Annotated in this window: 8 protein-coding genes; 7 read left to right on the top strand and 1 reads right to left on the bottom strand. The window is 38.9% G+C overall.

The window, feature by feature from the left end; genetic code table 11:
* Positions 1-8: 8 nt before the first annotated feature.
* The 3 genes from QZT26_RS15470 to QZT26_RS15460 all read left to right on the top strand — a co-directional run bounded on the left by QZT26_RS15470 (position 9) and on the right by QZT26_RS15460 (position 2,239).
* Positions 9-155: an NADH-ubiquinone oxidoreductase-F iron-sulfur binding region domain-containing protein gene (locus tag QZT26_RS15470; RefSeq protein WP_295103420.1), complete on the top strand. Its 147-nt coding sequence runs from the start codon at positions 9-11 to the stop codon at positions 153-155.
* Positions 156-355: 200 nt separating this feature from the next.
* Entirely contained in the window at positions 356-1,537 is a 1,182-nt protein-coding gene (locus QZT26_RS15465; RefSeq protein ID WP_099323994.1) for an HD domain-containing phosphohydrolase, read from the top strand.
* 3 nt (positions 1,538-1,540) lie between these two features.
* Positions 1,541-2,239, top strand: coding sequence for a metallophosphoesterase family protein (locus QZT26_RS15460; protein ID WP_164995272.1), 699 nt, complete (start codon positions 1,541-1,543; stop codon positions 2,237-2,239).
* Positions 2,240-2,248: 9 nt separating this feature from the next.
* Here the strand turns inward: QZT26_RS15460 and QZT26_RS15455 are convergent, their stop codons facing one another.
* Positions 2,249-3,787 carry a sigma 54-interacting transcriptional regulator gene (locus QZT26_RS15455; protein ID WP_295103417.1) on the bottom strand — a complete coding sequence of 513 codons (1,539 nt, stop codon included), beginning with the start codon at positions 3,785-3,787 and terminating at the stop codon, positions 2,249-2,251.
* 566 nt (positions 3,788-4,353) lie between these two features.
* On the opposite strand from QZT26_RS15455, the gene QZT26_RS15450 reads away from it, so the two are divergent.
* From QZT26_RS15450 to QZT26_RS15435, 4 genes are all read left to right on the top strand, one after another.
* Positions 4,354-4,779, top strand: coding sequence for an Hsp20/alpha crystallin family protein (locus tag QZT26_RS15450; RefSeq protein WP_099323997.1), 426 nt, complete (start codon positions 4,354-4,356; stop codon positions 4,777-4,779).
* A 34-nt stretch (positions 4,780-4,813) separates the two neighbouring features.
* Positions 4,814-5,224, top strand: coding sequence for an Hsp20/alpha crystallin family protein (locus tag QZT26_RS15445; protein WP_099323998.1), 411 nt, complete (start codon positions 4,814-4,816; stop codon positions 5,222-5,224).
* Between the two features lie 133 nt (positions 5,225-5,357).
* Positions 5,358-5,864, top strand: a complete 507-nt coding sequence (locus tag QZT26_RS15440; protein WP_099323999.1) for an Hsp20/alpha crystallin family protein — start codon at positions 5,358-5,360, stop codon at positions 5,862-5,864.
* Between the two features lie 297 nt (positions 5,865-6,161).
* Positions 6,162-6,638 carry a phosphate-starvation-inducible PsiE family protein gene (locus QZT26_RS15435; protein ID WP_197705318.1) on the top strand — a complete coding sequence of 159 codons (477 nt, stop codon included), beginning with the start codon at positions 6,162-6,164 and terminating at the stop codon, positions 6,636-6,638.
* Positions 6,639-7,025: the final 387 nt, after the last annotated feature.

The raw sequence follows: 7,025 nt of genomic DNA, 5'->3' as shown, positions 1-7,025 counted from the left end.
GAGAAGATATTGGCCTTCTGGAAGAACTGGCGGAAGCAACCAGGACGTCTTCGCTGTGCGGACTGGGACAAACATCTGCGAATCCCGTTGTTTCTACGCTGCAGTACTTTAAAAATGAGTATGAAGAAAATATCGCCAAAAAAGCATCAGCATAAAATGTGAGATGAAATCTGAAACACGAAATACTAAATACAAATCCACCCTCTGTACCCCCCCCGCTAGCGGAGGACATTCTCCCCCTTTGGAGGGGATAAGGGGAGAGGGTTGAGGAAGTCATATAACAACGTGGAGCATTTTGTTATATAAGAAGATTGTGTTATAAGTTTTTAAATTTTTATGATGTTATGCAATATTTATGATTAAAAAACATATAAACAGCTTATCACCCGGTATGGTGCTGGGTAAACCAATTTATGGAGAGAATTATGAGGTATTGCTAAAGAAAGGCGTTGAACTATCGCAGGGGTATATCGATAGGTTGAAAACAAGGGGATATGCTTGTCTTTACATAGAAGATAAGGATACGGAAGATATTGTTATTAAAGACCCGATTTCTGATAAAATTCGTCTTATGGCAACGAAGGATATTCTTAAAACTTACAAGGTAACGCAGACAGCCATTGTCGATATAGAAGCGGATACTTCAGAATCAGTTATCCGAAGCATCAATACCCCAAAGGTGAAAAGAACTTTTCAGGAAAGCCAGGCATTCAAACAAATGGTTGAGAATATTGACTCTTTCCTTGAGGAAATTATGGGACAGGATATTTTGTCCGGTTTGAATTCAATAAAGACAGTAGATAATTATACCTTCGAGCATTCTATAGATGCAGCAATAATATCGTTGATTATTGCAAGAAGGCTGTATCTTGACAAAAAAAAACTGAAACAAATAGCCATCGGCGAGTTTTTACACGATATAGGCAAGATTTTTATTGACGTAAAGCTGCTTAATAAACCGGGTAAGTTAACAAATGAAGAGTTTGATAAAATAAAACAGCACACTTCTTTTGGATATGAGTTACTTAAAGATATTGACACTATCGGATATGTATCTGCGCATATCCCTTATCAACATCATGAGAGGCAGGATGGGAAAGGATATCCGCGTGGCCTGGCGGGGAATAATAAGCTTGATAAGGGAGAAATCACCTATGTAGAGCATGATAAAATGATTATGGGTGCGGAGATTGCTGCCGTTGCCGACGCCTATGACGCATGTATTTCAGACCGCCCGTATCGCAAGGGAATGCCCCCTGATCTGGTGTATGATCTCATAAAAAACGGCGCCGGCACGCAATTCAACGAAGAATTAGTGAATTGCTTTTTAACGGTAATGCCGAAATATCCTGTAGGTTCAGAAATCAAGGTTATACGGGGAATGTATAAAGATTTTACGGGCGTTGTCGCCTCTGTAGAAATTTCACAAATGACCAGGCCAAAAGTAAAATTATTGTACGATAATAAACAAGGCAAAATCAAACCTGTTGAAATTGATTTAAAAAGTGATGCTTCTTTTGAAATTCAATGTATTTAAGAAATGAAGATCCTTATAATCTCTGATATCCATGGAAATGAAGCAGCATTAAAAGCCGTTTTGGAAGAAACAGCCGACATGATATTTTGTCTTGGCGATATCGTCAATTATGGGCCATACCCGAAAGAGTGCATAGAAAAAATCCGAAAATTAACGGACAAGATTGTCCGCGGAAATCATGATAATGCCATTGGTAAAAACATGGAATGCGGCTGTTCTGAAAAATATAAAGCACTGAGCGATCAAGGGAAGATTTTTACGAAAACCATCCTGGATGCCGGCGAAAAAGAATTTCTTGCAAACCTTCCGCTAACGCTAAATACAGAGGCAGGCGGCGTAACATTCCTGTTGTCTCATGGCTCACCCGGCGGAGATATTTACAAATACCTCCGGCCCGAAGTTTCCGATAGTGAAATGGAAGATGAATTAAAAGGCGTGCGGGCAAATATCGTTTTGCTTGGACATACACATCTGCCTGTGGTGCGTAAGGTAGGTGAGATAACCGTCGTCAATCCGGGAAGTGTTGGTCAGCCGCGCGACGGGATACCCCTGGCTTCGTATGCCATATGGAAAGACGGCGCCCTGGAGATAAAACGGGTACCATATGATATTGATGCTACGGCAAGGGGATTGCAGCATACAACGATACCTGCCGATCACGTAGCAAGGCTTGAAGAAATTTTAAGGAAAGGCAGGATGTAATTAACAACGCTATTTAAATAAACTCTTTTTAAGTGAAAATTTTTTCATTTTATTTAAAATCGTACGTCTGTTAAGGCCTGTGCATGCTGCTATACTACCTATCCTGCCATGATGCTTCTGAAATACGCTGACAAAATATTCCCGCTCCAACATATCCAAACGTTTCTGCAGATCCTCATAAGAGGAAATATCAGGTCCGGCATTTAAGGGTTTGGGGAGACAAAGGTTCGTAGTCGCGGAATGGTCTGTCGGCAACTCTATATTTTCGATAGTTTCGGATTCTTCCAGAAGGACAGCCTTTTCGATGACGCCTTCCAGTTCCCTGATATTGCCAGGCCATGAATATGCCAAAAGTTTTCTTAAGGCGTTTGGCGATATGCCGTTTATATTCTTTTTGAAGCGAATGTTGAATTTTTCAATAAAATGATTTACTAAAAGCGGGATATCATCGGTACGTTCTTTCAGGGAGGGAAGCCTAATTGAAATAATATTCAGCCGGTAAAAGAGGTCTTTCCGAAACGTCCCCTTCTCAATTAATTCAAGGATATCCTGGTTTGTTGCAGCAATAATGCGAATATCTACTTTTATGGTCTTTTCGTCCCCCACCCGCTCTATGTATCTTTCCTGCAGTACCCGCAACAATTTAACCTGGGTGGGAATCGACAACTCTCCGATTTCATCCAGAAATATAGTCCCTTTATCCGCAAGTTCAAACTTCCCTTTTTTGTCCCGAATAGCGCCTGTAAAAGAACCCTTGACATGGCCAAAAAGCTCGCTTTCCAAAAGGGTCTCCGGTAAGGCGGCACAATTTACAGCCACCAGGTCATGGTCTTTTCTATGGCTATTATAATGAATTGCCCTAGCCACCAATTCCTTTCCTGTACCCGTCTCTCCCGTAATAAGAACCGTTGAATCGGTTTGGGAGACCTTTTCGATCAGGTCGTAAATATTCTGCATCAAATAACTCTTACCGATCAGGCTATGAAAACTGTACCGCTCTCTTAATGAAGTCTGCAAACTCCGGATAGTAGTATTTTTAACCTCTAATTCCTGAAACAAGGCCTTTAGCATCTTCTGAGATTCCTGATATTGAATCTCCTTATATACCCTTTTTGTAACATCCTTACTGATAGAAAGCACACCTTGCAGTACGCCGCCATCATCAAGGATAGGAATACAACTCTGGTCAAAAAAGTGTGTAACTTTATCTGGAGAAATAATCTGTAGTTCTTTAATAGTGAATGCCTTTTTTGTTTTAAGAACATTATTAAGGTTTCTGGCCAGTTCCTGTTCTATCGATCTAAGCCGCAAGGCCAGGTAGTTTGTGCCTTTTACCTCATGAAAACTCACGCCAAATGTCCGTTCCGCAGATTTATTCATAAGCACAATGTTAAGATCCTTATCCAGGATAATAACATCTGAATCAAGGTTATCTATAATCGACTTGTCAATTTCCCCGTCACTCGCCAGGAAATAAGGCTGAATATCCGCATTACCTCCGATGTCGGGAACAAACAATTTTTGAACTGAATCCTTTTTTTCTTTCATAATCGTATTGAGATTATTTCAAATAAATGAGAAATATATTTCCCTTGCTACAATAAGATAATATTATCCATAACTTCCATATAAACAAGGAATAATGTAAAAAGTCCCCATAAATACCGCAAGATCGTACGTAAAATGCAACACATTTGAGCATGTAAATCCACAATTAAAGAGAATGGTTATTCCCATTACATCCCCATATTGCGTCTTTAAAATACGTCAACATAGATAACATTTGTACTAATGGCAACTTACGAAATATGGCACATTCATTGCTCAAAGAACAACCAGCAAAAAACATTTTTAAAATACGGCATATGCCGCGGCAAGTTTAAAGAACAATTTTTTATTACCTTTTTGAAAGGAGGTTTTGGTTTATAGTCAAACAAATAAGGTTTTCGAAAAATTTACACACCCCCGGCCCCTCTTTTTAGAGGGGAGAGAAGAAGTCCCCTCTATCAAGAGGGGATTTAGGGGTGTGTTTGATAATATGCCTAGTCAAATAAATCTGTTTTTTAGAAAGCCATTTTATCGCCAAATCTCTAAAATCATATTTGTTTGGCTATATGATGATGCCGCTATCAAGAACACTTGAAACGTTATTGGGGCTTCAGGAAGCGCTGGATCTTACGCGTGATGCGGGATTTTTTGAGAACGGTACCGCAAGTAGCGGGGTATATCCGCCTGTAAATATTTTTGAAAAAAATGGGGACTTGGTACTCGTTGCAGAATTACCGGGAGTAAAAAAAGAAGACCTGAACATAGAGGTGAAGGAGAACATATTACGATTATCAGGAACACGTACAATCGACTACGGAAAAAATGTCAGTTATCACCGTATCGAACGTAATTTTTCGGAATTTGACAGGACGTTAAGACTGCCGTTTAACATTGAATCTGAAAAAGTTCAGGCAGAGTATAAAGAAGGTCTTTTGGTAGTTTCCTTGCCACGTGCAGAGACTGATAAACCGAAAAAGATTGCAATTCAATAATTAATCAATAATCAAATTATGAGAGGAGGATAGTATGGGTAACGAAGCAAAAGAAGTTGCAAAGGCTGAAAGTCGGAAACCAGTAAAAACTGAGTTTGAAGGCGAAAAAACGGTACCAGGAAAATATTATGTTCCCAGAACAGATATAGTTGAAACAGAAAAAAACCTGGTTGTTTGCATGGATGTCCCGGGTGTAAAAAGGGAGAACATAAATGTCATGCTGGAAAATAATATCCTTGAGGTTGATGCCAAGATTGACTTCTCGCCGTATGAAAACCTCAATCCGGTATATACTGAATACAATGTAGGCCATTATACACGGAAATTTACCGTATCAAATACCATTGATACCGAGAAAATTGATGCAAACCTTGCAGATGGCGTCTTGGTCCTGACACTTCCAAAGGCTCCAGAAGCACAACCAAGAAAGATTCAAATAAAATGACAAGAGTTGGCAAAAAGCAATTAACATTGTTTCTTATGAATAAATTTTGATTTGACATGTTTGTTGTTAGTGAAAGAAAAGGAGGTTTTTTGAATAATGAATATCTTACATTTTCTTTAGAAAGGAGGCTATTATGGCCTGGAAAGACTTAATTACCTGGAACAGGAAGAAGCAACAGCAATTACAACCTGAGATGCGGCATCCCGTTGCCACACTCCATCGGGAAGTGGATCGGTTATTTGATGATTTCTTCAGAGGTTTTGACAGATTTCCATCCATTTCCTTTAAAGAAGAACGATTCGCAGAATTTTCGCCGAGAATAGATGTAAGTGAAAATGACAGAGAGATTGAAATTACTGCAGAAGTACCGGGTATGGATCAAAATGATGTTGAAATTACTTTGAGGGATGATGTGCTTACGATTAAGGGAGAGAAGAAACAGGAAAAAGAAGAAAAAGACAAAGAGTACTATCATGTAGAGCGGAGTTATGGGTCATTTTACCGCTCTCTGCAACTTCCATGTGAAGTTGACCAGGAAAAAGTGAAGGCATCATTCAATAAAGGAGTGTTGAAGATACATCTACCCAAAAGCGTAAAAGCGCATGAAAATGTGCGAAAGATTGAAGTAAAAAGCGAGTGATTGTGATGGTTATTATGGAAGCGCTTATTATCGCTGCCATGCGATTGGCGCTTCCATAGTAGATGTAATTTACCACTGGGCATTTATTATTTTCAAAATAAAAACAATTGCACCTATGATAGTTTGTTACGTGATTGGGAAACACCTGAGGTTGAAAAAGATACTTCAACGCCTTATTTTGCAGTAGCCGAAGCAAATGGAAAAAATACGAAATTCTTTGGGACACCAATATAGAGTATGTAGTAGAAGTTTGCGTAATCAATGTTTTTTGTTTTGCATTACAAGAGAGTTAAGGCTATGGAGTTGAATACGAAAGGCAAATTGCCGCATCCGGAAAACTGGAAATCAATGCATTTTTATGAAAAATTTGAGCATATTGTCTCAATTGCTTTAACGGTTATAATTTCAATTGTGATCATTATTGCTTTTTTACGACTCATAGTTGATGTATACAATCTCCTTATAGTGCTTGCCCTGAATCCAATTGAACATTCAGTATTTCAGACAATTTTCGGAATGATTATGACATTACTCATTGCTCTTGAATTTAAGCATTCAATTCTTCAGTCAATATTCAGGCGGGCAAGCATTGTTCAGGTAAGGACGGTAATGCTTATAGCAATACTTGCGTTGGCTAGAAAACTTATCATTCTTGATGTAAAAACCGAATCACCCGCCATTATTGCAGCGCTTTCTGGTGCTTTGCTGGTGGCAGGTATTGTGTTCTGGCTCATAAAGGAAAGAGAGGATAGCGCGAGATACAAAAACAGATAATCGGTATCATAATTCCGAATAATATTAAACGGAAAATAAAATTACCATAACTTTTGCAGGCTAGTATGTTTTAGTGTTTTGTAACCGGCAGTTGATACAGCGGTTAATCAGGGTCGCGTCAAATTCTTATTTAACCAATTACAACGGATGTTCACCCATGCCAAAACGCATAAGTGCTTAATACATAGTTTGTTAAGGCTGTATTTTTAATAAATATGTAGTCACTAATATATTGTTATTATCCGACAATATACTTGACGGATAATGGTTGTTATCTGTACAATGGTGGACATGCATATTGTAGAGAACAAGTCAAAATCCGGTAAAAAAATCTATCGATCTACCCTTCTGCGGGAATCGTACCGTGAGGATGGGAAGGTCAAGAAA

Source organism: uncultured Candidatus Kuenenia sp. (assembly GCF_900696675.1).
GTDB lineage: Bacteria > Planctomycetota > Brocadiia > Brocadiales > Brocadiaceae > Kuenenia > Kuenenia stuttgartiensis_A.
The sequence above is the reverse complement of the archived record's forward strand: the minus strand, read 5'-3'. Positions and strand labels throughout refer to the sequence as shown.

Coding starts and splice junctions, on each gene's coding strand:
- QZT26_RS15465 (WP_099323994.1), top strand. CDS start 356: ATGATTAAAAAACATATAAACAGCTTATCACCCGGTATGGTGCTGGGT.
- QZT26_RS15460 (WP_164995272.1), top strand. CDS start 1,541: ATGAAGATCCTTATAATCTCTGATATCCATGGAAATGAAGCAGCATTA.
- QZT26_RS15455 (WP_295103417.1), bottom strand. CDS start 3,787: ATGAAAGAAAAAAAGGATTCAGTTCAAAAATTGTTTGTTCCCGACATC.
- QZT26_RS15450 (WP_099323997.1), top strand. CDS start 4,354: ATGATGATGCCGCTATCAAGAACACTTGAAACGTTATTGGGGCTTCAG.
- QZT26_RS15445 (WP_099323998.1), top strand. CDS start 4,814: ATGGGTAACGAAGCAAAAGAAGTTGCAAAGGCTGAAAGTCGGAAACCA.
- QZT26_RS15440 (WP_099323999.1), top strand. CDS start 5,358: ATGGCCTGGAAAGACTTAATTACCTGGAACAGGAAGAAGCAACAGCAA.
- QZT26_RS15435 (WP_197705318.1), top strand. CDS start 6,162: ATGGAGTTGAATACGAAAGGCAAATTGCCGCATCCGGAAAACTGGAAA.